Here is a 23,906-nt window from a genome sequence, read left to right on the forward strand (position 1 = left end):
ACAAATTCAGTATTAAACATCCGGGGATGGGAGTTTAGATATTTATCCGCATAGCGGACTCCTGGTCCCTACCTTCTTCCTGAAATGTGTTGACTTTATAGCTCGGAGCGTCTCTGCGCTATAACTCACCACATTTCAGGAAGTCTATCCTATTGTACGTAATTGAGAGGAGGAAGAGCCTATGGCGGATTCACTCGTCATCGTGGAATCGCCTTCCAAGGCGAAGACGATCGGCAAATACTTGGGCAGCAAATATATCGTCAAGGCTTCCATGGGTCATATCAGGGATTTGCCAAAGAGTCAGATCGGCGTAGAGGTTGAAAATGATTTTAATCCCAAATACATTACCATTCGAGGAAAAGGCTCAATTTTGAAAGAATTAAAGGATGCCAGAAAAAAAGTAAAAAAAGTATATTTGGCGGCTGACCCGGATCGCGAAGGCGAAGCTATTGCTTGGCATTTGGCGCATGCGCTGGATCTGGACGATACAGCAGACTGCCGCGTTGTATTTAATGAGATCACAAAGCAGGCCGTCAAGGATGCTTTTAAAACACCACGCAAAATCAATATGGATTTGGTCAATGCCCAACAAGCACGGCGGATTCTTGATCGGCTTGTTGGCTACAAAATCAGTCCATTGCTTTGGAAAAAGGTAAAGAAGGGCTTGTCCGCAGGGCGTGTGCAGTCGGTTGCCGTGAAAATTATCCTGGACCGGGAAAACGAGATTAATGAGTTTGTGCCGGAAGAGTATTGGACGATCACAGCCAAACTGGCGATTAAGGAAAGTACCTTTGAGGCGAAATTCCATCAGCTTCGTGGCCAAAAGAAAGAGCTCTCCAGCGAAGCGGATGTACAAGAAGTGCTGGAGGCTATCGGCAAGTCGTCTTACAAGGTCCGTGATGTGAAAGAGAAAGAGCGTTTGCGCAATCCTTCTCCACCATTCACGACTAGCTCCTTGCAGCAAGAGGCGGCTCGGAAACTCAACTTCCGTGCATCCAAAACAATGTCCGTGGCCCAGCAGCTGTATGAGGGTGTGGACTTGGGCAAGGAAGGAACCGTGGGTCTGATTACGTATATGCGTACGGATTCCACACGAATCGCCGTCTCGGCCCAAGAGGAAGCGAAGGAATTCATTATTCAGAAATATGGTGAAGCTTTTGTACCTGAAAGTCCTCGTCAATATTCCAAAAAAGCGGCCAACGCCCAGGATGCACATGAAGCGATTCGTCCAACCTCCGCGCTGCGTGATCCGGAAACGGTTAAGCCGTTTATGAGCCGTGATCAGTTCCGTTTGTACAAACTGGTATGGGAGCGTTTTATGGCCAGTCAGATGGCTTCGGCAATTATGGATACCTTGTCCGTTGATATTGAAGCGGGTGAGACTATATTCCGTGCAGCCGGTTCGAAGGTTCGTTTTCCAGGCTTCATGAAAGTGTATGTGGAGGGGAATGACGACGGCAAAACCGAAGAAGATAAGCTGCTGCCGCCGCTTAAACCGGGCGACAAGCTGAAAAAGGAATCGGTTGAGCCGAAGCAGCATTTCACGCAACCGCCTCCCCGTTATACAGAAGCACGGCTGGTGAAAACGCTGGAGGAACTGGGTATCGGGCGTCCGAGTACGTATGCACCGACACTGGAAACTATTCAGAAGCGTGGCTATGTCGCCATTGAAGAGAAGAAGTTCTTCCCTACAGAGCTGGGAGAACTGGTCATCGAGCAGATGGAGGAATTCTTTCCTGAAATTCTGAACGTGGAGTTCACGGCCAATATGGAGGGTGATCTTGATCACGTAGAAGAAGGCGAAGGAGACTGGGTCAAGGTCTTGAGTGACTTTTACGAGTCGTTTGAGAAGCGTCTGGAAGTGGCAGAGGAAGAAATGAAGGAAATTGAGATAAAGGATGAAGAATCCGATGTCATTTGTGACAAATGTGGCAGCCCGATGGTGTATAAGCTCGGCCGCTTTGGTAAATTTCTAGCTTGCTCTGCGTTCCCGGATTGTCGTAATACGAAGCCGATTGTCAAGGATATCGGAATTAATTGTCCTACATGTGGTGAGGGCCATGTGGTGGAACGGCGGAGTAAAAAAGGACGTATCTTTTATGGATGTGATCGTTATCCTGAATGCGATTTTGTATCCTGGGATAAACCGTCTATTAAGCCTTGTCCAAGTTGTGCTAGCCTAATGGTTGAAAAACGTACCAAAAAGGGAACGAAGCTCAACTGTACCGTCTGCGATCACAGTGAAATGCTGGAAGATAGCGACGAGGGTGTAGAGACTTCATAAGAACAACAATAGCAGGGGGATTTAAACGTGAGTGAACTACAAAAGGTAACGGTCATCGGAGCAGGTTTGGCGGGCAGCGAAGCTGCCTGGCAGATTGCAAGCCGTGGTGTGCCTGTTAAGTTATATGAAATGAGACCGGTTGTCAAAACACCGGCACATCATACAGATAAATTTGCCGAGCTGGTGTGCAGCAATTCTTTACGGGCAAATGGTTTGACTAACGCGGTAGGTGTGCTGAAGGAAGAAATGAGAATATTGAACTCCTTGATTTTGAATGCCGCAGATCGTCATGCTGTTCCGGCTGGTGGTGCGCTGGCGGTGGATCGAGATGGATTTTCCGGCCATATTACAGATACCCTTCATCAACATCCGCTTATTGAGGTTGTCAATGAGGAGCTTCAGGAAATTCCACAGGATGGGATCGTGGTCATTGCTACCGGTCCTTTAACTTCTCCGGCTTTGTCGGAACAGATTAAATCGCTGATGGGAGAAGAGTATTTTTACTTTTACGATGCGGCGGCCCCGATTGTGGAGAAGGACTCTATCGACATGAGCAAGGTTTATCTGGCTTCCCGCTATGATAAGGGAGAAGCAGCCTACTTGAACTGTCCGATGAATGAAGCGGAATTTGACGCTTTTTATGAGGCGCTGATTACGGCTGAGGTGGCACAAGTTAAGGAATTCGAAAAAGAAATTTATTTCGAAGGCTGTATGCCTATTGAAGTGATGATGCAGCGAGGTAAGCAGACGGCATTGTTTGGACCGATGAAACCAGTGGGTCTCGTGAACCCACATACGGGAGAGCTGCCACATGCCGTTGTACAGCTTCGTCAGGATAATGCGGCGGGTACACTGTACAACCTGGTTGGGTTCCAGACTCATCTGAAATGGGGAGAGCAAAAGCGCGTATTTTCCATGATACCGGGCCTGGAGAATGCAGAGTTTGTACGTTATGGTGTAATGCATCGCAACACCTTTATTAATTCCCCACAGCAGCTTCATCCGACCTATCAGTTCAAAGGCAGAAGTAATCTGTTCTTTGCCGGACAAATGACTGGAGTAGAAGGGTACGTGGAATCTGCGGCCTCGGGTTTGCTGGCGGGAATGAATGCAGCACGTGCGGCGAGTGGACAAGAAATGTTTGTATTCCCAGCGGAAACGACACTGGGAAGTATGGCCCGTTACATCACAACCGCTGATTTCAAGCATTTTCAGCCGATGAATGCGAACTTCGGTCTGCTGCCAAAGCTGGAAATGCGTATTCGCAACAAGAAGGAAAAGAACGAAGCGCTTGCTAACCGTGCGCTGGAAAGCTTGCGTGGTTACATCAACGAAGCGGAAGTTATGTCAGCCGAAGTACAGGCATAAGGATGAAGGAAAAGGAGGAGCGCGTTATGGATATGTCCTTTCATGCTACCACCATCTGTGCTGTACGCCACAATGGCAAGGGAGCTATTGCTGGTGATGGTCAGGTAACGTTCGGTAACAGTGTCGTCATGAAGCAGACGGCAAAAAAAGTACGCAGATTATACCGTGGTCAGGTGGTAGCAGGTTTTGCCGGCTCGGTGGCGGATGCCATCACATTGTTTGAAAAGTTTGAAAACAAGCTGGAGGAACATCACGGCAACCTTCAGCGGGCTGCGGTGGAACTGGCTAAGGACTGGCGGCAGGACCGTATCCTGCGTAAGCTGGAGGCTTTGATGATTGTTATGGATCAATCCGGAATGCTACTCATTTCCGGGGGTGGTGAAATTATCGAGCCGGACGATGATGTGCTTGCCATCGGCTCAGGTGGAAATTTTGCATTGGCGGCGGCGCGCGCATTCAAGCGTCATGGCTCCGGTATGGAGGCAAAGGATATGGCCAGGGAAGCGCTGGAGGTTGCCTCGGAAATATGTGTATATACGAACAATCAGATTATCGTGGAAGAACTGTAAATCGGCTCTGAGTATTCAAGGGTGGAGGAGTGCAAAATGAATAATCAATCGTTGACGCCCAGACAAGTTGTATCCGAGCTGGATAAATATATTGTCGGACAGAAGCAGGCTAAAAAATCCGTTGCCGTTGCCTTGCGCAACCGTTATCGGCGCAGCAAGCTGCCGGATGATATCCGGGATGAAATTGTGCCCAAAAATATTTTGATGATCGGTCCGACGGGCGTGGGTAAAACCGAAATTGCACGCAGACTGGCCCGACTCGTGGGAGCTCCTTTTATTAAGGTAGAGGCGACTAAGTTCACAGAAGTGGGTTATGTCGGCCGGGACGTGGAATCCATGGTGCGTGACTTGATGGAAACCTCGATTCGTATCGTTAAAGCGGAGCGGACGGAGAATGTGAAGGACAAAGCCGAGGACATGGCGAATGAACGGATTGTCAGTATTCTTGTACCTACGGAGAAATCAAATAAATCCCAACGCAACCCTTTTGAAATGCTGTTTGGCAATAACACCGGGAATTCGGTAGAGGAAGAACCCCCGCAACAGGACACATCCTTGGCAGAGAAACGGCGTAAGGCTAAATTCGATCTATTGTCTGGCAAGCTTGAAGATGAAGTTATTGAGATTGATGTGGAGGATACCGCACCCAATATGCTGGATATGTTTGCTGGGCAGGGAAATGAGCAAATGGGTATGAATATGCAGGAAATGTTTGGAAGCTTTTTGCCAAAGCGGACTAAAAAGCGCAAGTTGCCAGTGAAGGAAGCCCGCAAGGTGCTCATTCAGGATGAGGCTGCCAAGCTGATCGACATGGATGATGTCATTCAGGAGTCCGTGAAACGTGCTGAACAATCCGGTATCATTTTTATTGATGAAATCGACAAGATTGCCAGCCAGGGCAAGGGCAGTGGTCCTGATGTATCTAGAGAAGGTGTCCAGCGCGATATTTTGCCTATTGTCGAGGGTTCTACCATTATGACTAAATACGGCCCAGTAAGGACAGATTATATTCTTTTTATCGCCGCTGGAGCTTTTCATGTTGCTAAGCCTTCTGATCTGATCCCTGAGCTGCAGGGACGTTTTCCAATCCGTGTTGAACTGAGCAGTCTCACATTGGATGAATTTGTATCCATTTTAACAGAGCCTAAAAATGCGTTGACTAAGCAATACACGGATTTGCTTCGTACCGAAGAGATTGAAGTAGAATTTTCGGCGGAAGCCATCCGTGAAATTGCCAGCATTGCCGAGTCTGTAAACCGGAACACGGAAAACATCGGTGCGCGCCGCTTGCATACGATTTTGGAGAAGTTGTTGGAGGATTTGTCCTTCGAGGCTCCAGAGCTTACTTTAGACCGCATGATCATTACCCCGGAATATGTTCGGGAGAAGCTGGGTGATATTGCCCAAAACAGGGACCTTAGTCAGTATATTTTATGAGCGGGAGCTTTTAAAATAGGATGCGTTGTCTAGAATAACACTATCTTGCACCGTCACATAGACCTAGATGAGCGCCCCTTAGATGATTTTTCTGTCTATTCCAAAAGTAGGACGTATAATCTTTTACAGGTGCAAAGTGCTAAGAAAACATTCATTTCATTGAAAAAAACCTGAAAAATTTAACATTTTATGCATCGAAAGCCCTCTTTTTTAAAAAAGATAGGGCTTTTTTCTTATTGTAATTAGGTCCCAACTCTACGAAACTTAGAATATATGACACAAAGCAATTATTTTCTACTTAAGACCTAAGAGAAATGTATAATTATGAAATTTTATTGTCGAAAAAAAGTGAAAAATCTTGTTTTATTGAATCTTACTTTGGAGTAGACGCTGGAAGGAGGAGCTAAATGAATCTGCTGGGTGATATGAGCTTTCAAAAACTTCAGGCAGGTGTTCAGGCGGCAAATACGAGACAACGTGTGATAGCCAACAACATTTCCAATGAGGATACCCCGTATTTTAAGCGTTCAGAGGTTTCATTTGAAGAATTGCTTCAGCAGCAAATGGGTGGCGACGTGACACCATTACGTGGAAAAGTAACCAATGCGAAACATTTTCAGATAGGACCTGTGAACTCCATTCCAGATGCTGTCGTCACCAAAGATGGGTATTCTGTCATGAACAACAATATGAATAACGTGGATATCGACAGAGAAATGAGCCTTATGGCTGAGAATCAACTGAGATATAATACCTACATCCAAGAAATTAGTGAACGCATCAAAATGATGAGAACAGCGGTAGAAGGGAGATAGGACCAGGTGAAGATTAACAACGGCTTTGATATCAGCGCCTCTGCTCTTACGGCCCAAAGGTTGCGGATGGATGTCATATCAAGCAACATTGCGAATGCAGAGACAACCCGGGCAAAAGTGGAGAATGGGCAAGCGGTTCCATACCGGAGAAAAACGGTTGTTTTGGAGCCTAACCAATCTCGGTTTGCCGATGTTTTGCAGGCTCAAATGGAAGGAAAAGGAATAGGCGCCGCTGGCGTTAAGGTTTCGCAAATACAGGAAGATCAGTCACCTTTGAAGCCTGTGTATAATCCGGGTCACCCGGATGCTGATAAAGATGGCTATGTATATATGCCTAACGTAGACATTATGAAAGAAATGGTAGACATGATTTCCGCAACACGCTCTTACGAAGCCAATGTAACAGCTCTGAATGCATCCAAGGCAATGGTTTCCAAGGCACTTGAAATCGGTCGCTAAGTTCCAGGACTACTAACTACAGAATAGGGAGAGTAAAACATGATCCAGAACGCCATGTTTAATGTACAGACACCGGCAATACAGCAAATTCAATCGCCTAACAATGAGTTGACGAAAGCGACACCTTCCGAATCCTTGAAGGATTTTGGTTCGTTCCTAAAGGATGCGCTCAATGAAGTGGGGCAGCAGGAAGCCGCTACACACACGATGTCCGACCAGTTCATGGCAGGAAAAGTTGATGTTGATCAGGTCTTGATCACTTCCCAACAAGCGCTGCTTTCTCTGCAGCTTACTACTCAAGTCCGAAACAAAGCGATTGAAGCCTATCAGGAGATCATGCGTACACAGATGTAAAGAGGATCTAGCAAAGTTTCGGATGGGGTGACGGAGTGAACGAGAGAATCGCCCAATATCGGGATAAGATTTCCGGGTATTGGAATAATTTCAGCAAAAAACAGAAGATATTACTTGTTTCGACAATGGCATTCATCATCATTGCCATTGTAGTGCTAACGATGCAGTTTACTAAAACCGAGTATGAAGTGGCTTTCCGGGATTTAAACGCAAACGATGCTGCCGGGGTCATTAAATATCTCGATTCAGCGGGTATTCCATATCAGCTCAATGCTGGCGGGACGCAAATCTCAGTCCCAACCGCAAACGCCGATAAGGCAAAGGTAGATGTCGGGTCTCAGGGCCTAATTCAAAAGGGTTCAATCGGCATGAGTGCCTTTGACCAGTCCTCCTCGGCAATTGGTATGACGGAGAACGAGTTCAATGTGAAATACAATAACGCATTGAACGGCGAAGTGCAGCAATTGTTGGAACGGATGGATGGTGTCCAAAGCTCTAAAGCTGTCATTAATATGCCGAAGGAAAACATTTTTGCCGGGCTTGAAGAAAAAGACAAAGCTTCTGCTTCGGTTCAAATGGAATTCGAACCTGGCTTTACGCCAAATCAGCAAGCCATCGACGGATACTTTAATCTGGTAAAGACGGCTGTGCCGAATTTGCCTGTAGAAAACATTACGATCACCAATAAGGAGTATGAACTGTTTCCAACGGCCAAGGGCGGTCAAGGAGGTCTCTCCAGTGGTGTTGAGGAAAACATGGCTCTGCAGAAGAAGTTTGAGAGCGATGTAAGGAATAATGTCCAACAATTTTTGTCGAAAATTGTTGGCGAAGACAAAGTGAATGTGCTGGTTATGTCACAGCTGAATTTCGACAAAGTAACGTCAAAAGAGCAGATGGTCACACCAGTTGATCAAACGAAAATGAAGGGCATTGAAATCAGTGCCCAGCAAATTCAGGAAAGCTACACTGGCAGTAGTGGACAAACCGGAGGAGTCGCAGGCACAGGAACGCAGGATGTACCTGGTTACCCTGGAGGAAGCAATTCGGGCAACACAAGCTCAGATAAGAGCTCAAGCACAATTAACTACGAAGTTAACCGAATTGCAAAGGATATTATCCAAAGTCCGTACACTGTAAAAGATTTAACCATTAATGTAGCAGTTGAACCACCAACAGGGCAGCAAACTTTGGATACAGCAACTCAGGCCGCAATCCAAAACATCTTGGTTAATATCGTAAGAGCTTCATTAGCGAATTCCGGCGTTACTATTACAGACGCTAATTTAGCCAAAAAAGTTTCAGTGTTCTCTCAATCCGTACCGGCGCCAGCGAACACCAATACGTTTTTCTCAGCTTCCAACCCTTGGGTATGGGGCATCGGGGCTGCTGTACTGGCCCTGTTGGCAGGCGTAATCTTCCTGATTGTACGCGGTCGTCGTAAGCAGCAGGAAGAAGAATTAGATGAAGATCTGCAACTTATGCCAACACCGACGGAGTTCCCGTCTATTACCATGGAAAGTGTGACAAATGAAAGTCAAGTGCGTAAACAGCTTGAGAGTCTGGCGAAAAAGAAACCCGACGAATTCGTCAATCTGCTTCGTACATGGCTGGCTGACGAATAGAGGTGAGTTCATTGGCAAAAGCAAGCAGTCAAGGTTTAACGGGAAGACAAAAAGCGGCAATTCTGCTAATCACGATGGGGCCGGAAGTATCCGCTCAAATATTCAAGCATTTGCGTGACGAAGAGATTGAGCAACTTACACTGGAAATTGCCAATGTGCGGAAGGTCGATGCAACGGAAAAAGATTCGATTATGGCTGAGTTTCATCAAATTTGTTTAGCTCAGGAGTACATTTCCCAAGGCGGCATCAATTATGCCAAAGAGATATTGGAAAAGGCACTCGGGTCGCAAAAAGCAGTTGAGGTCATTAACCGTCTGACGGCAACGTTGCAGGTAAGACCGTTCGATTTTGCCCGCAAGGCTGATCCAAACCAGATTTTGAATTTTATACAGAACGAAAATCCACAGACGATTGCTCTCGTGCTATCGTACTTGCAATTCGAGCAGGCGGCGGCGATTCTGTCGTCCCTGCCACAGGAAAAGCAGGCTGAGGTAGCTCGGCGTGTCGCTGTAATGGACAGCACTTCGCCGGAAGTCATTTCACAAGTGGAACGTGTGCTGGAGCAAAAGCTGTCAGCAACCGCGACGCAGGATTACACGAATGCAGGTGGTATCGAGTCCATTGTTCAGATTTTGAATGGGGTAGACCGTGGGACCGAACGCACGATCCTCGATTCGCTTGAAATTCAGGACCCTGAACTGGCCGAGGAAATCAAGAAAAGAATGTTCGTATTTGAGGACATCGTCAATGTGGATAACCGTTCCATTCAACGTATTATCCGCGATATCGACAATGCCGATTTGCAGTTGGCGCTTAAAGTGTCCAGCGAAGAAGTACGCGATGTGATTTTCCGAAATATGTCGAAACGGATGGCAGAAACCTTCAAAGAGGAAATGGAGTATATGGGACCGGTACGGCTGCGTGATGTGGAAGAAGCGCAGACTCGCATCGTATCGACGATCCGCAGATTGGAAGAGGCCGGTGAGATTATAATCGCACGCGGCGGAGGAGATGACATCATTGTCTAACTTGATCAAATCTTTCCAATATGTGCCTGTTGAAGCTTTGAAAACCATTGATGTGGCACATACGTATGCGCCAGAAACGTCGAACGAGGAAGTCACAACTGAACATATGGAGCCGGAACCACAGAGAGATTACGAGACTGAACGGCTCCGGGATGAAATGCTGAATGATGCCAAGGATTTTGCCGAACGGCAGGTTCGTGAGGCGGCTGAAGAAGCGGAACGGATGCTTCAGGAGGCGCAGCAGCAGATTGAAGCCTGGTGGCAGGAACGCCGTGAGCAGGACGAGCAGTTAACAGAGTCCTTAAAGGCTGGCGGGTTTCAGCAAGGCTATGAGGAAGGCCAAAAGTTGGCTGAAGCCGAGCTTCAGGTGAAATCGGAACAGATGATGGCAGAAGCGCAGGATATTTTGCGTCAGGCCTATGAGACCAAGGAGCAATTGATTCAGGAGGCTGAGCCTTTTCTGGTCGAGCTAAGTAGTGCTATTGCTGAGAAAGTTATTGAAAAACAGCTTAGTATTGAGCCTGAATATACAATTGAGCTTATTCGTAAAAACTTGGCTCGTAAACGGGAAAAAGGAACAATTACGCTGTGTGTGTCGCCTCAGCATTTTGCATTTGTGCAAGGTGCACGCGAAGAATTGTCATTAACTGTCGATTCGCAGGCAGAACTGCAAATTATTCCTGATGGAACTGTGAAGGATCGCGGCTGTGTTATTCGTTCTTCCTTTGGAAGTGTGGATGCACGGATAGATACACAACTGGCTGAGATCAAAAAGGAACTGCTGCGTCTGGCACATGAGAACGAGGAGCGAAGACATGAAGGGGCTTAATGCGCAGCGCTACATGGATCATTTGCGACAAATAGACCCGGTTCGGGTAAACGGCAAAGTGACACAGGTTATCGGTTTGATGGTGGAATCGGAAGGTCCAGACGCTAGCATCGGGGATGTTTGTTACATTTATCCGGGTAAAACGGCTAAGCCACTGCAAGCGGAAGTTGTAGGCTTTAGAGACAACAAGGTACTTTTGATGCCGCTCGGAGAACTGCAATCCATTGGTCCCGGCTGTGATGTCGTAGGAACAGGGAAGCCATTGAACGTGCAGGTGGGATCAGAGCTGTTAGGCAAAGTGCTGGACGGTTTGGGCCAACCTTTGGATGGTTCGTTGATTCCCTCACGGATGGCGAGATACTCGACCTTCAACATTCCATCGAATCCGCTGAGTCGCCCGCGTGTGCAGGAGCCGATCAGTATCGGTGTACGAGCCATTGACGGATTGCTTACCATCGGTAAAGGACAGCGGGTCGGTATTTTCGCAGGCTCTGGTGTAGGTAAGAGTACCCTAATGGGAATGATTGCACGTAATACAGAAGCAGATGTGAACGTAATTGCTCTGATCGGGGAACGTGGACGCGAAGTGCTGGACTTTATTGAACGGGATTTGGGTCCGGAAGGGCTTGAACGTTCAGTAGTCATCGTGGCAACTTCCGACCAACCCGCGTTGATCCGTATTAAGGGAGCGCTCATTGCAACGACAATCGCTGAATACTTTCGTGATCGCGGATTGAACGTCATGCTGATGATGGACTCGGTTACCCGGTATGCGATGGCGCAACGTGAAGTAGGATTGGCAGTCGGGGAGCCACCAGCGATGAGGGGTTATACCCCTTCCGTATTCGCCAGTTTGCCTAAGTTGCTGGAGCGTGCGGGAACCGGGCCTACAGGCTCCATAACCGCTTTTTATACGGTGCTGGTCGATGGTGACGACATGAATGAACCCATCGCGGATGCGGTGCGCGGGATCTTGGATGGGCATATCGTGCTCAACCGGGGGATAGCGAATAAAGGACATTTTCCCGCAATTGATGTGTTAGCCAGCATTAGCCGGGTCATGAAGGATATTGCACCACGTGACCAGATTGACGCTGCCGAGAATATTAAGCGCCTGATGGCGGTTTATAAAGACTCAGAGGACCTGATTAACATCGGGGCTTATCAGCAGGGTTCGAATGCAGAAATTGACGAATCTATGGATCGCATACGGGATATATGGGATTTTACAAGGCAAAGAACGGATGAAAAGGTTGAGCTGGACGAGGTTCGTGAGCGTTTGATTTCTGAATTTACGAGGAGATGAAGGTTGAACGATGAGATTTCAGTATTCCTTTCAAAAAGTTGTAGACTTGAAAACCAACGAAAAGTCACAGGCCGAATGGTTGCTCTCCAGTGCTGTTGGACAATTGCAGGCTGAGGAGCAGACATTAATACAGCTATTAGGCGAAAGGAATCGGGTCATATCAGCCATTCAAAAGGCTGCCGAGGATTGCGCGCCGCTCTCTACCATTCAGGAATTACAGGCTTACGTCAATCATCTGGATCAATGTATCACACGCAAGCATAGGGACGTTCAATATGCGCAGCAAAATGTGCAAAGCAAACAAACCGTTTTGACCGATAAAATGCTGGATGAACAAGTTTGGCTGAAAGCGAGAGAGAAGGCCAACGTGAAATTCCAACAGGAAATGCTCCTGCGCGAGCAGAACGAGCTGGATGAAATGGCTTCCGTGAGATTTGCCATGAAAGCCCGGTAAGCGGAAAGTCGCAGGATACGCATATCAGCTGCCTGAGGAGGAAGACGATGGCACGGAATTTAGCAGAAAATGAACTGGATATGGATTTGGAAAAAGAGTCAGGCGGGGGATTTGAACGGTTTATGTTTTTCCTGATTCCGATTGTTTTTACAATCGTTCTGGTCGGGGTCCTGCTGACACTGTTCAACATGGATTTCAGAAGTGAAATGATTTCATTGGGAAACAAGATTCCGATTGTGAAGAATTGGATTCCTGAACCAAAAGACAAGGTTGCCAAGAGCAAAGAGGCTGATCAGAAAGCCCAGTCCCAAAGCTCCGAAGCCACTATCCAGCAGCTTAAGGCAGATTTGGCCAAGCAGACGGAGGAACTCCAAAAGGCTGCCACTGCTAAAACAACTCAGGATAAAAAAGTTACAGAACTGCAAAATCAGGTTAGTACGTTGCAAACGCAACAGGAACAACAGCCGCAGGCGAGTCAGCAGGGACAGACAGGTACGCAAGCGGCAGACGGAACAGCGAATGAAGACCCATATGTAAAACAGGCCAGAGATCTTGCTTCCATGTATGAAGGAATGACGGCAAGTAAAGCAGCGCCGATTATGGAAAACTTGACAACCGAAGAAACGGTGCAGTTGTTAAGCTACATGGACCCAGCGAACAGTGCGAAGATATTGCAAAAGATGGATGCTAAAAAAGCAGCCGATATCACGATGGCTCTGAAAAACGTAACGCCATCTACCGATTTGTCGTTGGCTGCGTTGCAGTCCCGCTTGAAAAAGGACCAAAGCACAACAGCGGGAACAACGAGTAAAAATCTGCAAAACACTCAAATTAGCAGTACATTCGCTTCCATGGACAAGAAAAGTGGTGCCGAGCTTATTTTACAAACTTACAAAATCAGTCCGGACAAGGCATTAAACATATTGAATACAGTAGATGATTCGACACGTGCTTCTTTACTGCAAAATATGTCTGCGAAGGATGCTGCACAGACGGCGAAAATTTTGAACAAGCTGATGGGTAGCAAGTGATTTAAATGAAGGGAGGTGAAAAAATAAATGACACTTATTTCTCAAAGTGTATCTCTCAGCAGTTCCAGTCAGACGGCTGGTAGCACAGCTAGTACAGCGACAACTTCAACAGCAGGGACGGCAGCTGCAGGAGCCACAGGCGGTGGTTTTAATCAGACGCTTACGCAAATGATGACTGGCGGACAAACGGGTTCTACAGGTACAGATGCTGGGAAATCTCCATTAGTTATGGTGCTGCCGTTGATTACTGCCGGAGAATCGACAGAAGCTTCAGCAGCACCGCTTGTCGAGACATTGGCTCCATTACTGCAAAATCTTGAAAAGCTGGATGATCAGGTAACAGCTGATCCAGCCTTGCTTGCAGCTCTGCAGTCGTGGGTTCAGCAAGTACAACAGTTTTTAGGCGGTGGAGCGGAGCAGCAAACAGACGGGGCAGGAACGAATGGGGCGGCAGGCTTAACGGCTTTGGCAGCTCATCCAGCTACCATTCGGTTTGCATTACAGGATGCTTTGTCACAGCTTGCAAATGTAGCGAATCAGGCTACAGGAGACCAAAAGTCCCAGATTACACAGCTGTTACAATCGCTTCAAAATACGACGGCTGGTACGGGAGCTATTTCCGATGAGCAGTGGACCGGCGTACTGAAAGCTGTAGAGGTTGTTGATGGCACAGATTCACAAGCAGTTCAGCCTTCCGCGAATCGGGCGAATGGCGCTCAGTCATTAACGGCTGTTTCTACAGACAAACAGGTTGTTGCTACTGAGCAGCAGACGAGTCAAGGTGGGACAAGCCAGCAAGGTACAGAAGGACAACGTTCAGCAGCTAATATTCATGTTCAAGCCGCTGTTAAAGCGACTTCAACGGATGAAACTGGTGTAGTAGACGTAGCCGAGCAGGCTGATCCGACAGCGAACAATGGTCAAACTTCTGTGGTTACGACCGCAGGCCAGCTTTCAGTGCAGACGCAAGGTACAACTCCTTCCGCTCCGGCGCAGCCTGTTGTACATGTACGACAATTTGCTAAGGAAATGACGGAATTTGTAGTGCAAAAGCTTGATATCGTGAAACATTCTGGGTTAACGGAAGCGACTATCATGCTTCGCCCGGATCATTTGGGACAGCTGGAAGTTAAACTGACGATGCAGAATGGGCACTTGGTCGCCCAGTTCATGACTGAGCACAGTGGAGCTAAGGATTTGCTTGAACAGCAAATGTCACAGCTGCGTGCAAGTCTTCAAAGCCAGGGTATTCAGGTAGATAAAGTGGAAGTCACGCAAAATGAATCACTTTCTTCCCACATGTATCAGGATGGCCGTGGATCAGGTGCAAATCAGCAGCAACAATCCGAGCAACGTTCCAAGTCGCGGAGTAGAGAAGAAGCCGAGGATGCTCTAAAGGTAGCTGAAATGGCGGAGGAACTCCGCAATTGGACAGCAGAACAACGCACAGATGATGTAAATCGGACTGGCTCCTTTACAGCACAAGCGTAGCATGGAGGTGAGAACACAATGACGACTGCGGACAATAATGTATCCACCAGTAACGTCTGGCCGAATTACAACGTGAATAACGTCAAAACGGCAAGCGCCAAGGATACCAAAACGATGGGTAAGGATCAATTTTTGAAAATTTTGATTACCCAGCTCCAAAACCAGGACCCAATGCAGCCTCTGGAGGATAAGGAATTTATCGCGCAAATGGCGCAATTTTCTTCGGTGGAGCAGTTGATGAACATTTCTACCCAGTTGAATACGTTGGGACAGTCTTTAGGCATATCCTCCGGTTTGATTGGAAAGGAAGTCAGCTGGATTGAGGCAGGTAAAAAGGATTCAATTACGGGTGAAACGGGCGCAGGTGCGGTGAAAAGTGGAATCGTGGATTCCATCGTTATTCGTGACGGTGTACAGTATGCCAAAATCGGAAAGTCAGAGGTAGCCCTGAAAGATGTGACATCAGTAAGCCAAGCTCAAACAATGGCTTCCTCGGCAGGAACAGCGGATACTGCAACTTCTTCCTCTACTGGAAGTGGTGAGACACATGAATGACCGGATAACGGTCGGGCGTCTTTTTCCCGCCAATGTCCCTCCAGCAGCGATCTCGCAGAACCGGGTAAATCCGGTACCGAAGGATGGTAGGCCATTCGGACAGGTGTTGCAGGATCAAGTACTCAAGCTGAGCAACCATGCAGCCAAGCGTTTGGAGCAGCGGGGGATAGAGCTGAGAAGTGACCAGATGGCGAAGATTAACTCTGCAGTGGATAAAGCAGCTGCCAAAGGTGCCAAAGAATCATTGATTTTAATGCAGGATATGGCGTTGATCGTAAGTGTGCCCAACCGGACAGTAGTTACTGCAATGGATAAGCAATCCATGCAGGATAACGTATTTACGCAAATTGATAGCGCCGTTATTATTTCATAGAAAATTTAGCGATAAATGGCTGGCCCGAGCAGGAAAGCCATGAAGAAGCCGCGGATCGACTGATGCGGTTAATCAAGCAAGCATTCAGAGGAGGATTTATACTCAATGTTGAGATCAATGTATTCGGGTGTATCGGGTATGAAGGGCTTTCAAACAAAGCTGGACGTTATCGGTAACAACATTGCAAACGTAAATACAACAGGCTTCAAGTCCAGCCGTGTCATGTTCAAGGATATTTTGAGCCAGACGAGCTCGGGCGCAAGTGCACCGGACGGAACGACTACTGCGGGGCAAAACGCTAAGCAGGTCGGTTTAGGGGTATCGGTCAGCTCGATAGATACACTTCATCTTCCAGGGAGTGCCATGACTACGAACAATCCGACAGATTTGCGGATTAACGGTGACGGATTTTTCCTGATCAAAATGAATGATGCACAGGATGTTCCTTATCTGACTCGCGCGGGTGATTTTCACGTGGATGCGAGCCGAAATTTGGTTACCTCAGATGGGTTTTTCGTAGGAAACGAGGGTGGAGATCCAATCATACTGAATGACAATGTGACTTCGTTCTCTATCTCACAGGACGGTACGATTGTACAGCAATTGGAAGATGGCACCGTGGACACTGGCACGAAAATTGGTATTGCCACAGTCACAAACCCGGAAGGATTGGAGAAAATCGGCGGTAGCTTGTACCGTACCACCGTTAACTCCAATATTGATGTAATTGAGCCTGGAGTAGCCAATTCGGAGGGCCGGGGTGCTATCATTGCGGGCCAGCTGGAAATGTCCAACGTCGATTTGACAGGTGAATTTACCGAAATGATCGTAGCGCAGCGCGGCTTCCAGGCGAATTCGCGTATCATTACGACCTCGGATGAAGTGCTTCAGGAAGTTGTAAACTTGAAACGATAATCGCATCTAAAGGCGGGGAAGTAAAGGCTTCCCCGCTCCTATCAGGAGGTTGGTGTTACGATGATTCCGTTAACGCGGCTGAACGGCTCGCCTATGTGGCTTAATGCTCTGCTCATTGAGACTGTGGAGGAAACGCCGGATACATACGTCACTTTAGTGACGGGAAAACGGTTGATTGTACTGGAAAAAGCGGCAGATGTCGTCTCCTTGATCAAGGGTTACAGCCGTGAAATCGGCATACATGCCGCCACGATAAAAGTGCAACAAATGGAGGAAGACGAATGAAAAAGATGCTGCCATGGCTCATTACAATTTTACTCGCGATTACTTTGATTGCAGGTGCGGCCTTTGTACTTATACCAGCGCTTAGTGGGAAGAAGTCGGAAGCCACTCCAAATGCGCAAGCCGCTCAAACAGAACAGCTTCCCCGACTGTCAGCAGATGAATTAGTGGAAGTGAGTTCTGAAATTACCGGTATCAAAACAAATTTGGCAGACGCTGATTATATTGTCCAAATGAACCTTTCCTTTCAATTAAACGATGTAAAAGCAAAGGAATCTTTTGAAAAAATCAAGGACATCAGTATCAAGCCAATCGTTATTCAATTACTTGCAGACACCAAGCCTGATGAGCTCAGAACAGCTAGAGGCCGGGACCAGTTCAGTGACAAGCTGACGGATCTCATCAACAAGTCGCTCCCTGAAGGTCACCTGGGGAACGCCAAAATTACAGACTTTTTGCTGGCAGCCATTTGATTCCAGGTGAACTTGTCAGAACATGTAAGGGGGTGAATAACATTGGTGGATGTAATGTCGCAAGGGGAAATTGATGCCCTTTTAGCAGCTCTATCGTCCGGTGAAATGGATGCGGAAGAACTTAAAAAAGAAGATACCCAAAAGAAAGTTCGCGCTTATGACTTCAAAAGAGCGCTTCGGTTTTCCAAGGATCATATTCGGAGTTTGACGCGGATACACGAAAATTTTGCGCGGTATCTGACCACTTATTTTTCAGCACAGCTCCGGACGTTTGTCCAAATTAATGTCGTTCAGGTGGAGCAGCTTCCTTATGATGAATTCATTCGCTCCATTCCAAAAATGACCATTTTGAACATTTTTGAAGCTGAGCCGCTGGAAGGACGCATGGTGCTTGAGGTTCACCCGAACGTAGCTTTTGCAATGCTGGATAGGCTTCTCGGAGGAACCGGATCAGCGCCGTCCAAGGTTAACGCGTTGACAGAAATTGAGACGACAATCATGGAGCGGATTTTTAGTCGTACCTTTGACAGCCTGCAAGAGGCTTGGAAAACGGTATTGGACATTGAACCGCGTTTGGAGGCAATGGAAACCAATCCGCAGTTTATGCAGATTGTTTCACCAAATGAAACGATTGCCCTAATCTCACTTAGTACCAAAATTGGTGATACCACAGGGATGATTAACCTTTGTATCCCGCACGTGGTATTGGAGCCTATTATGGCTAGACTGTCCACGCACCAGTGGTTTACATCCGAAAAGAAATCAAGGGCGCCTGAAGAGATTGACGCCTTGAGATTACGGGTCACAAAAGCGCAACTTCCCATTATTGCCGAGCTAGGTGAATCCCGAATAAATGTGGCCGAGTTTTTGGGCCTTTCGGTGGGGGACGTCATTTCATTGAACAAACCCGTCAAGGAAGGGCTCTCCATCCGGGTGGGCGAAAAACTGAAATTCTTTGGAAGTCCCGGCATGGTAAAAGATCGTGTTGCCGTACAGATTGATGAAATTGTCAGCGAAGGAGTTGAAGAAATTGACGAGTAAAGACTATTTGTCCCAGGAGGAAATTGATGCCCTGCTGAAACAGTCTGAAGCGGGCACGGATTCTACTCCCGCCAACAAGACCGTTGACGATTTTCTGACTCCTCTGGAGCAGGATGCTCTCGGAGAGATCGGTAATATTACGTTCGGCAGCGCAGCGACAGCTCTTTCCACACTGCTCGGTCAAAAGGTTGATATTACAACCCCTAAAGTTTCAATTATTACCCGTTCTGAATTCGAAACAACTTTTCCTAAGCCGCACGTTGCGGTACATGTGAATTATGTAGATGGATTTGAGGGTATTAACTCGCTCGTGATCAAAAAGCGTGATGCGCAGGTCATAGCGGATTTGATGCTTGGCGGTGAAGGAAATCCGGTAGATGAAGAATTGAATGAAATTCATATCAGCGCTGTGCAGGAAGCGATGAACCAGATGATGGGCTCGTCGGCAACCTCAATGTCTACTATGTTTAACCGTTTTGTTAATATTTCTCCACCTGGAATTGATATTTTGGATCCAATGCATGGTGATGGAGTATCCAGCCTGCCAGACGAACAGACGTTGATTACAGTATCCTTCCGTTTGTTGATCGGTGACCTGATTGACTCTACATTGATGCAATTGTTGCCTGTGCATTTTGCTAAAAAGATGGTGAGCATTCTGATGAATGGCGGAGAGGAAGATGAGCAACCGCAAGCGTCGGCACAGCAAGTAGCTGCAACGACTGCTCCAGAAGTGCCGCAACAAACCGAGATTCCGCAACAGCAACCCGCACCAACGTATCAACAGCCGCCTGTAGCCGCACAGATGCCTGTACAGACGCCGCAGGATGCAGGTTATGGACAGCAACCGCCTATGTACCCTCAAGACCCTGGATACGGTCAGCAGGGAGCACCAGGTTATGGAATGGCTGGAGGTGTCCCACCGCAGGCCCCTTATGGAGCGCCTCATCATTATGGTTCGATACCGGGACGAAATGTAAATGTGCAGCCTGTACAATTCTCAAACTTGCAGTCCGGTGCATTTGCGCAAGTGGATGAAAACAATTTAAATTTATTGATGGACATTCCCCTTAGAGTCACCGTAGAATTAGGAAGGACCCAAAAGCAAATTAAAGATATTCTAGAGCTCTCACAAGGTTCAATTATTGAACTGGACAAGCTTGCTGGAGAGCCAGTGGACATTCTTGTTAACAACAAACTGATTGCCAAAGGCGAGGTTGTCGTCATCGATGAGAACTTCGGCGTGCGTGTGACGGATATTGTAAGCCAATGGGACCGTATTCAAAAATTACAATAATAGCATAATTTAGGGAGGATTTATTTCAGATGGCAAACCGTATTTTGATCGTGGACGATGCTGCATTTATGAGAATGATGATTCGGGACATCCTGTCCAAAAATGGATATGAAGTAGTAGGAGAGGCCCAGGATGGATCACAGGCTATTGAAAAATTCAAGGAGCTTCGTCCGGACCTGATTACGATGGATATTACGATGCCCGAAATGGACGGCATTGCCGCTCTGAAGGAAATCAAAAAAATTGACGCGAACGCAAAGGTCATTATGTGTTCCGCGATGGGTCAGCAAGCGATGGTTATTGATGCTATCCAAGCAGGCGCAAAAGATTTTATTGTTAAGCCTTTCCAATCGGATCGGGTTATCGAAGCCATCAACAAAACACTGGGTGTGTAAGGCGCATCCGGTATGGATACACAACAGGGTGCCTCTGACGCATTGAGTACATCCAGCAATATAGGCAACATTGCCTGGGTCCTTTTCGTGCTGATCTTTATCATCGTACTGATCGTGTACTTGATACGGTTTTTGAGTAAAAGAAATCAGAGCTGGTTCAGCAACCGCTCCGTTCGCATACTGGGAGGCGTGGGGCTGGGTCCTAACAAATCCCTTCAGCTTGTTGAAGTTGGCAGCAGTGTGTACCTCATTGGTGTGGGAGAAGATATCCGGCTTGTTGACAAAGTATCCGATCCTGAAGAAGTGGAGCAAATTTTGGCCGCACTGGAGCAGGAAGCTTCTCTGCAGCGCGGCCCGATTGCCCCGCTATTCGCTAAAATTGCGGATAAGCTTCGCCGGAACACCGCGGCACAGCAGCAGCCTGAAGAGGAAACGTCTTTTCACGAGATGTTCGAATCCAAGCTTCGGCAGATGCCGAATCGTAAGGATAAACTCGAAAAGCTGCGCAATGAGGAGAATACTACAGATCGGTCGGGAGATTCATGAGAAAAAAGATTATACTTGCATGTTTGCTGCTGGTCTTGTTCAGCTTCATTTCGGTGACGGCGGCCTCTGCGGAACCGATTCCGAACATTGATATTCAAGTCGGCAACTCGGATAAAGGACAGCCCGGTGCCACCTCGCTGTCTATTATTTTACTTATTACTGTCATCAGTGTAGCGCCCGCGTTGCTTGTGCTTATGACAAGCTTTACGCGAATTGTGATCGTGCTGGGCTTTGTTCGCACCTCGCTGGGGACTCAGCAGATGCCACCTAATCAGGTGCTTGTCGGGCTGGCTCTGTTTCTTACCTTATTCATTATGGCGCCGACGTTCTCAGCTATGAACGAAACTGCCCTCCAGCCGTATCTCAAGGGGAATTTGACACAGTCGCAGGCGCTGGACAAGGCTGCGGTACCCATCAAGACCTTTATGTTCTCTCATACACGGGAGAAGGACCTACTGCTCTTTATGAAATACACCAAGATGGAAAAACCGAAAAACTATCAGGATATTCCATTAACGGTGATGGTTCCGGCTTATGCCATTAGTGAGTTAAAGACAGCATTTCAGATGGGCTTCATGATCTTCATACCTTTTTTGGTTATTGACATTGTGGTGGCGAGTACGCTCATGGCTATGGGGATGATGATGCTGCCGCCGGTGATGATTTCGCTTCCTTTTAAAATACTGCTGTTTGTGCTCGTAGATGGTTGGTATCTGGTCGTCAAATCATTGCTTCTGAGCTTTAACACATGAATGTTTCCCGTAGGGACAGCAATCAAGGAGGACGGCAATGACTTCGGAGTTTATTATTTCCCTTGCCGGACAAGCGGTGTACACAGTGCTTAAAGTTAGTGCTCCGATGCTGATTTTGGGACTGGTCGTCGGTTTGATTATCAGTATTTTTCAGGCGACAACCCAAATTCAGGAGCAGACTTTGGCATTTGTTCCGAAGATTGTCGCCGTATTACTGGCATTGCTCTTGTTCGGACCTTGGATATTGACGACATTAGTGGATTTTACGTTTAATATTCTGGACAATTTGTACAAATATATAGGTTAGGCTGAAGTTATGGACATGTTGTTACAGAGTTTTCCTGTTTTTTTGCTGATTTTTTGTCGGATTACCTCGTTTTTTGTTGTAGCACCTATTTTTTCGACCCGAGGAGTACCTAATATCTTTAAGGTTGGTATATCGGGATTTCTCGCATTGATTGTGTACCTCACTTATGGAATGCATCAGCAAGTACCGACGGATGCAGCGTATGTGCTGTTGGTGGGTCGCGAGGTGTTGATTGGGTTGTTGCTGGGTTTTACCGCTTATTTATTCATGACAGCGATCCAAACCGCAGGTTCCTTTATTGACCTTCAGGTGGGTTTCGGGATGGCCAGTGTGTTTGACCCGATGACAGGAGCTTCGTCGCCTTTAACGGGAAATTTCAAGTTTGCGATAGCCGTGTTGCTCTTTTTAAGTTTAAATGGGCATCATCACCTGATTACCGCTATTTTATACAGCTATGATTGGGTGCCGCTGACGAATAATTTTTTTGTAAAGCTGTATGGAGGCAGTGTGACGGAATTTCTGATTCGTTCCTTTGCTGAATCTTTTATGCTGGCTTTTCAAATTGCTGCTCCTATAGTAGTAGCTACTTTTTTAACGGATGTGGGACTCGGATTTTTGGCTAAAACGGCTCCTCAGTTTAACATTTTTGTAATTGGTGTGCCGCTTAAAATTATTGTGGGACTGTTCATGTTATTGCTTCTGATGCCGAGTTTTGCTTTTATTTTCGAAAAATTGTTTACTGTGATGTTCGAATCCATGCGCAACTTGTTGGATATTATGGGCAACCGTCTTTAATATCTGGTTTGGAGGAACGTAGTTTGTCATTTAAATATGCTATGAACCTGCAGTTGTTCTCAGGGGAAAAAACGGAAAAAGCCACACCCAAAAAGAAGCAGGATGCCAGGAAAAAGGGGCAGGTTGCCAAAAGTACGGAGTTGCCCGGAGCAGGTGTCCTGCTGGTAACGTTTTTCTGCCTAATGATTTTTGGCGGGTATTTCAAGGATCATGCGGTTCGCTTGTTTCGGGATGTTTTTGTAAATCGCTTATTAATGGAAGTAACGCCGAACACTACAATGCTGATGATGGGTGAGTATGGTGTGCAAATCATGATTATGCTGGCTCCTATTTTTATTGGGGCCATTGTCATCGGGATCGTGGCGAATTACATGCAGATCGGTTTCCTGTTAACCGGAGAGGGGATTACACCCAAGTTTAGCAAGATTAACCCGATTAAAGGATTTAAAAATATTTTTTCCATGCGATCACTGGTCGAATTCCTCAAATCTGTTTTAAAAATGACCGTGATCGGTTATCTGGTGTACGGCGTGCTGTGGAAAACAAAAGCAGACTTACCCAAGCTGGCCGAAATGTCCGGTGACCAAATGTTGAGCTTTACGGCTTCGTTAACAATGGAGCTGGGACTCAAAATTGGTGCGGTGCTGTTCGTTTTAGCAGTATTGGATTATATGTATCAACGCTATGAGCATGAGAAAAATCTGAAGATGTCCAAACAGGACATTAAGGATGAATACAAGAAAATGGAAGGTGACCCGCTGATCAAAGGGAAAATTCGTGAACGACAGCGTCGTATGGCCATGCAGCGCATGATGCAGGAAGTTCCCAATGCAGATGTCATCATTACTAACCCTACGCACTTTGCTGTGGCTTTGAAATATGATGGTTCGGAGATGGAAGCGCCGCAGATTATTGCGAAAGGGCAAGATTACGTAGCGCTCCGAATTAAGGAAATTGCCAAGCAAAACGGCGTTATAACGATGGAAAACAAGCCGCTGGCACGAGCGCTGTTTCAAAGAGCCGAAATCGGGGATGCCATTCCAGCTGATCTGTTCCAGGCTGTTGCCGAAGTGCTGGCGTATGTATATAAATTAAAAGGTAAAGTGAAATAAAGGGATCGGAGGCCAA

Annotated in this window: 27 protein-coding genes; all 27 read left to right on the forward strand. The window is 47.0% G+C overall.

Features of this window, described 5'->3' with window-relative positions; translation table 11 throughout:
- Positions 1-181: 181 nt before the first annotated feature.
- Positions 182-2,284, forward strand: coding sequence for a type I DNA topoisomerase (topA, locus tag ACIFQM_RS15715; RefSeq protein ID WP_430040271.1), 2,103 nt, complete (start codon positions 182-184; stop codon positions 2,282-2,284).
- 27 nt (positions 2,285-2,311) lie between these two features.
- The gene (gene trmFO, locus ACIFQM_RS15720; protein WP_430040269.1) at positions 2,312-3,652 is read left to right on the forward strand and encodes an FADH(2)-oxidizing methylenetetrahydrofolate--tRNA-(uracil(54)-C(5))-methyltransferase TrmFO; all 1,341 of its coding nucleotides are present in this window, start codon (positions 2,312-2,314) and stop codon (positions 3,650-3,652) included.
- Positions 3,653-3,678: 26 nt separating this feature from the next.
- Positions 3,679-4,221 carry an ATP-dependent protease subunit HslV gene (hslV, locus tag ACIFQM_RS15725; RefSeq protein WP_014281071.1) on the forward strand — a complete coding sequence of 181 codons (543 nt, stop codon included), beginning with the start codon at positions 3,679-3,681 and terminating at the stop codon, positions 4,219-4,221.
- 36 nt (positions 4,222-4,257) lie between these two features.
- Positions 4,258-5,658 (forward strand): ATP-dependent protease ATPase subunit HslU, encoded by a 1,401-nt coding sequence (hslU, locus tag ACIFQM_RS15730; RefSeq protein ID WP_430040267.1) that lies wholly within the window; start codon positions 4,258-4,260, stop codon positions 5,656-5,658.
- Between the two features lie 407 nt (positions 5,659-6,065).
- Positions 6,066-6,473, forward strand: a complete 408-nt coding sequence (gene flgB, locus ACIFQM_RS15735; RefSeq protein WP_430040265.1) for a flagellar basal body rod protein FlgB — start codon at positions 6,066-6,068, stop codon at positions 6,471-6,473.
- Positions 6,474-6,479: 6 nt separating this feature from the next.
- On the forward strand, positions 6,480-6,932 hold the full coding sequence (gene flgC / locus ACIFQM_RS15740; protein ID WP_430040263.1) for a flagellar basal body rod protein FlgC: 453 nt from the start codon (positions 6,480-6,482) through the stop codon (positions 6,930-6,932).
- Between the two features lie 39 nt (positions 6,933-6,971).
- Positions 6,972-7,286: a flagellar hook-basal body complex protein FliE gene (fliE, locus tag ACIFQM_RS15745; RefSeq protein WP_283655624.1), complete on the forward strand. Its 315-nt coding sequence runs from the start codon at positions 6,972-6,974 to the stop codon at positions 7,284-7,286.
- Between the two features lie 35 nt (positions 7,287-7,321).
- Positions 7,322-8,908, forward strand: coding sequence for a flagellar basal-body MS-ring/collar protein FliF (gene fliF, locus ACIFQM_RS15750; RefSeq protein ID WP_430065757.1), 1,587 nt, complete (start codon positions 7,322-7,324; stop codon positions 8,906-8,908).
- Between the two features lie 11 nt (positions 8,909-8,919).
- Positions 8,920-9,936, forward strand: coding sequence for a flagellar motor switch protein FliG (gene fliG / locus ACIFQM_RS15755; RefSeq protein WP_283655626.1), 1,017 nt, complete (start codon positions 8,920-8,922; stop codon positions 9,934-9,936).
- Positions 9,929-10,765: a FliH/SctL family protein gene (locus tag ACIFQM_RS15760; protein WP_430040258.1), complete on the forward strand. Its 837-nt coding sequence runs from the start codon at positions 9,929-9,931 to the stop codon at positions 10,763-10,765. Before fliG ends, ACIFQM_RS15760 begins: the two co-directional genes overlap by 8 nt.
- On the forward strand, positions 10,752-12,071 hold the full coding sequence (gene fliI, locus ACIFQM_RS15765; protein ID WP_044644870.1) for a flagellar protein export ATPase FliI: 1,320 nt from the start codon (positions 10,752-10,754) through the stop codon (positions 12,069-12,071). Before ACIFQM_RS15760 ends, fliI begins: the two co-directional genes overlap by 14 nt.
- Before the next feature lie 10 nt (positions 12,072-12,081).
- On the forward strand, positions 12,082-12,525 hold the full coding sequence (gene fliJ / locus ACIFQM_RS15770) for a flagellar export protein FliJ (protein ID WP_044644869.1): 444 nt from the start codon (positions 12,082-12,084) through the stop codon (positions 12,523-12,525).
- Between the two features lie 47 nt (positions 12,526-12,572).
- The gene (locus ACIFQM_RS15775) at positions 12,573-13,556 is read left to right on the forward strand and encodes a magnesium transporter MgtE N-terminal domain-containing protein (RefSeq protein WP_430040255.1); all 984 of its coding nucleotides are present in this window, start codon (positions 12,573-12,575) and stop codon (positions 13,554-13,556) included.
- A gap of 27 nt (positions 13,557-13,583) precedes the next feature.
- Complete coding sequence (locus ACIFQM_RS15780; protein WP_430040253.1) at positions 13,584-15,047, forward strand: flagellar hook-length control protein FliK; 1,464 nt, start codon at positions 13,584-13,586, stop codon at positions 15,045-15,047.
- An 18-nt stretch (positions 15,048-15,065) separates the two neighbouring features.
- Positions 15,066-15,602, forward strand: a complete 537-nt coding sequence (locus tag ACIFQM_RS15785; protein ID WP_430040251.1) for a flagellar hook capping FlgD N-terminal domain-containing protein — start codon at positions 15,066-15,068, stop codon at positions 15,600-15,602.
- Complete coding sequence (locus ACIFQM_RS15790; RefSeq protein WP_134910133.1) at positions 15,595-15,975, forward strand: TIGR02530 family flagellar biosynthesis protein; 381 nt, start codon at positions 15,595-15,597, stop codon at positions 15,973-15,975. The genes ACIFQM_RS15785 and ACIFQM_RS15790 overlap by 8 nt, the downstream gene beginning before the upstream one ends.
- 105 nt (positions 15,976-16,080) lie before the next feature.
- Positions 16,081-16,890: a flagellar basal-body rod protein FlgF gene (gene flgF / locus ACIFQM_RS15795; RefSeq protein WP_430040248.1), complete on the forward strand. Its 810-nt coding sequence runs from the start codon at positions 16,081-16,083 to the stop codon at positions 16,888-16,890.
- A 60-nt stretch (positions 16,891-16,950) separates the two neighbouring features.
- Positions 16,951-17,175, forward strand: coding sequence for a flagellar FlbD family protein (locus ACIFQM_RS15800; RefSeq protein WP_014281086.1), 225 nt, complete (start codon positions 16,951-16,953; stop codon positions 17,173-17,175).
- Positions 17,172-17,645: a flagellar basal body-associated FliL family protein gene (locus ACIFQM_RS15805; protein WP_430040246.1), complete on the forward strand. Its 474-nt coding sequence runs from the start codon at positions 17,172-17,174 to the stop codon at positions 17,643-17,645. The genes ACIFQM_RS15800 and ACIFQM_RS15805 overlap by 4 nt, the downstream gene beginning before the upstream one ends.
- A 42-nt stretch (positions 17,646-17,687) precedes the next feature.
- Complete coding sequence (fliM, locus tag ACIFQM_RS15810) at positions 17,688-18,686, forward strand: flagellar motor switch protein FliM (RefSeq protein ID WP_192510529.1); 999 nt, start codon at positions 17,688-17,690, stop codon at positions 18,684-18,686.
- Positions 18,676-19,983 (forward strand): flagellar motor switch phosphatase FliY, encoded by a 1,308-nt coding sequence (gene fliY / locus ACIFQM_RS15815; RefSeq protein WP_430040244.1) that lies wholly within the window; start codon positions 18,676-18,678, stop codon positions 19,981-19,983. The genes fliM and fliY overlap by 11 nt, the downstream gene beginning before the upstream one ends.
- Before the next feature lie 29 nt (positions 19,984-20,012).
- Positions 20,013-20,378, forward strand: coding sequence for a response regulator (locus tag ACIFQM_RS15820; protein ID WP_014281090.1), 366 nt, complete (start codon positions 20,013-20,015; stop codon positions 20,376-20,378).
- A 12-nt stretch (positions 20,379-20,390) separates the two neighbouring features.
- Positions 20,391-20,924, forward strand: a complete 534-nt coding sequence (locus ACIFQM_RS15825) for a flagellar biosynthetic protein FliO (protein WP_014281091.1) — start codon at positions 20,391-20,393, stop codon at positions 20,922-20,924.
- Entirely contained in the window at positions 20,921-21,676 is a 756-nt protein-coding gene (gene fliP, locus ACIFQM_RS15830) for a flagellar type III secretion system pore protein FliP (protein ID WP_430040241.1), read from the forward strand. The genes ACIFQM_RS15825 and fliP overlap by 4 nt, the downstream gene beginning before the upstream one ends.
- 37 nt (positions 21,677-21,713) lie before the next feature.
- Complete coding sequence (gene fliQ / locus ACIFQM_RS15835; protein ID WP_014281093.1) at positions 21,714-21,983, forward strand: flagellar biosynthesis protein FliQ; 270 nt, start codon at positions 21,714-21,716, stop codon at positions 21,981-21,983.
- Positions 21,984-21,992: 9 nt separating this feature from the next.
- Positions 21,993-22,778 (forward strand): flagellar biosynthetic protein FliR, encoded by a 786-nt coding sequence (fliR, locus tag ACIFQM_RS15840; RefSeq protein ID WP_430040238.1) that lies wholly within the window; start codon positions 21,993-21,995, stop codon positions 22,776-22,778.
- A complete protein-coding gene (gene flhB / locus ACIFQM_RS15845; protein WP_430040611.1) occupies positions 22,778-23,890 on the forward strand; it encodes a flagellar biosynthesis protein FlhB in 1,113 nt (370 codons plus the stop codon). The genes fliR and flhB overlap by 1 nt, the downstream gene beginning before the upstream one ends.
- The last annotated feature ends 16 nt before the right edge of the window (positions 23,891-23,906 follow it).

The organism is Paenibacillus sp. NRS-1782 (assembly GCF_050467685.1).
Taxonomy (GTDB): domain Bacteria; phylum Bacillota; class Bacilli; order Paenibacillales; family Paenibacillaceae; genus Paenibacillus; species Paenibacillus terrae_A.

Bases quoted from the DNA above. Each gene is read 5' to 3' on its own strand.
- ACIFQM_RS15805 (WP_430040246.1), top strand. From the start codon at position 17,172: ATGAAAAAGATGCTGCCATGGCTCATTACAATTTTACTCGCGATTACT.
- ACIFQM_RS15820 (WP_014281090.1), top strand. From the start codon at position 20,013: ATGGCAAACCGTATTTTGATCGTGGACGATGCTGCATTTATGAGAATG.
- ACIFQM_RS15780 (WP_430040253.1), top strand. From the start codon at position 13,584: ATGACACTTATTTCTCAAAGTGTATCTCTCAGCAGTTCCAGTCAGACG.
- ACIFQM_RS15790 (WP_134910133.1), top strand. From the start codon at position 15,595: ATGAATGACCGGATAACGGTCGGGCGTCTTTTTCCCGCCAATGTCCCT.
- flgB (WP_430040265.1), top strand. From the start codon at position 6,066: ATGAATCTGCTGGGTGATATGAGCTTTCAAAAACTTCAGGCAGGTGTT.
- ACIFQM_RS15785 (WP_430040251.1), top strand. From the start codon at position 15,066: ATGACGACTGCGGACAATAATGTATCCACCAGTAACGTCTGGCCGAAT.
- flgF (WP_430040248.1), top strand. From the start codon at position 16,081: ATGTTGAGATCAATGTATTCGGGTGTATCGGGTATGAAGGGCTTTCAA.
- fliR (WP_430040238.1), top strand. From the start codon at position 21,993: ATGGACATGTTGTTACAGAGTTTTCCTGTTTTTTTGCTGATTTTTTGT.
- fliJ (WP_044644869.1), top strand. From the start codon at position 12,082: ATGAGATTTCAGTATTCCTTTCAAAAAGTTGTAGACTTGAAAACCAAC.
- hslU (WP_430040267.1), top strand. From the start codon at position 4,258: ATGAATAATCAATCGTTGACGCCCAGACAAGTTGTATCCGAGCTGGAT.
- fliE (WP_283655624.1), top strand. From the start codon at position 6,972: ATGATCCAGAACGCCATGTTTAATGTACAGACACCGGCAATACAGCAA.
- ACIFQM_RS15800 (WP_014281086.1), top strand. From the start codon at position 16,951: ATGATTCCGTTAACGCGGCTGAACGGCTCGCCTATGTGGCTTAATGCT.
- fliQ (WP_014281093.1), top strand. From the start codon at position 21,714: ATGACTTCGGAGTTTATTATTTCCCTTGCCGGACAAGCGGTGTACACA.
- fliP (WP_430040241.1), top strand. From the start codon at position 20,921: ATGAGAAAAAAGATTATACTTGCATGTTTGCTGCTGGTCTTGTTCAGC.
- fliI (WP_044644870.1), top strand. From the start codon at position 10,752: ATGAAGGGGCTTAATGCGCAGCGCTACATGGATCATTTGCGACAAATA.
- hslV (WP_014281071.1), top strand. From the start codon at position 3,679: ATGGATATGTCCTTTCATGCTACCACCATCTGTGCTGTACGCCACAAT.
- ACIFQM_RS15825 (WP_014281091.1), top strand. From the start codon at position 20,391: ATGGATACACAACAGGGTGCCTCTGACGCATTGAGTACATCCAGCAAT.
- topA (WP_430040271.1), top strand. From the start codon at position 182: ATGGCGGATTCACTCGTCATCGTGGAATCGCCTTCCAAGGCGAAGACG.
- ACIFQM_RS15775 (WP_430040255.1), top strand. From the start codon at position 12,573: ATGGCACGGAATTTAGCAGAAAATGAACTGGATATGGATTTGGAAAAA.